This window comes from Nostoc sp. UIC 10630, from assembly GCF_010747425.1.
GTDB lineage: Bacteria > Cyanobacteriota > Cyanobacteriia > Cyanobacteriales > Nostocaceae > Nostoc.
In genome coordinates this window covers 1-1,139 of the sequence record NZ_JAAGOG010000449.1, presented here as the reverse complement: position 1 = coordinate 1,139, position 1,139 = coordinate 1, and the positions used below count along the sequence as shown (strand labels likewise).

The 1,139-nt window shown below is 34.4% G+C and carries 1 protein-coding gene; it reads left to right on the top strand.

The genetic code is table 11. From position 1 onward, the window contains the following. Window positions 1-82 precede the first annotated feature (82 nt). On the top strand, window positions 83-976 hold the full coding sequence (locus tag G1O98_RS38305; protein ID WP_163939682.1) for a transposase family protein: 894 nt from the start codon (window positions 83-85) through the stop codon (window positions 974-976). Window positions 977-1,139: the final 163 nt, after the last annotated feature.

Genomic DNA, 1,139 nt, shown 5'->3' with positions numbered 1-1,139 from the left:
TAGACTTGTCCGAAATATTAACTTAGGAAAAGAAAAATGGTAAAACGTTAAATTGAACGTCTACTACTTTTCAGAATTAGTTATGGTTTTTGATTATATCGAGAAATATCCACACCGGACAAAACAAATTTTAGGAATTAGTTACGAGCAACTCCAAACATTGTTAAAATGCGCCCAAAAGCGACACAAAGAAATCAAAGAGAAACAGGAGAGTCAAAAAATTAGAATCAATGCGTCAGGAGGAGGTCGCCCTACAAAGTTGTCAACGAGCGAGCAAGTCTGTTTATGCTTGTTTTATCTAAGACAGATGCCAACATTTCAAGTATTAGGAATGTTGTTTGATGTTTCCAAAACTGAAGCTAATGATACATTTCACGACTGGATACCAATATTGCGAGATATCTTACCCTCCAGTTTATTAGAACAAGTCTCAAATAATGAAAGTGATTTACTATTTGTTCAAGAAGTGTTAACTAATTTTAGGCTATTGGTCGATAGCCTGGAACAGCCAATATATAGGCATTCTGACCAGAAAGAGCAAAAAAAATATTTTTCCGGTAAGAAAAGAAAACATACTTTGAAAAGCCAAATGATTGGGATGCCAGAAGGAAAAGATATTGTGGAGGTGGAAGTAGGTGTTCCTGGTCCAACAGCAGATATAAAATTGTTTCGTCTATCTAAAAATAAATTTGATAAATCTCAACCTTTCTCAGGTGATAAAGGTTTTCAAGGAGGTGAAAATATCACTACTCCTCACAAAAAGAAACCAAAAAGAGAATTAACTCAACAGCAAAAAGATGAAAACAAAGCTTTGTCTAGTAATCGGATATTTATTGAACATTTAATACGTCTGCTCAAAATATTTCGGATTGCCTCACAGAGATTTCGGTTAAAACTTGAGACTTATGATCAGATTATCTTAACAGTTTGTGGGTTGGTTAGGCTTAGAATCGGTAGCTTAATTCTGCCAAGTTAGCTACTAACAATAGCTAAGAAGTTCTAAAAAAAAGGAGTTAATTTTTATGCCTCTAAACTAACAGTAACTATCTCAAATCCTGATCGCTATGTTTTTACGCAAATATCAAAGTTTTGCCTCAAAGCTTTGAACAGTCTGGCTTTGGAGTTTTCGGACAAGTCTA

Coding starts and splice junctions, on each gene's coding strand:
- G1O98_RS38305 (WP_163939682.1), top strand. CDS start 83: ATGGTTTTTGATTATATCGAGAAATATCCACACCGGACAAAACAAATT.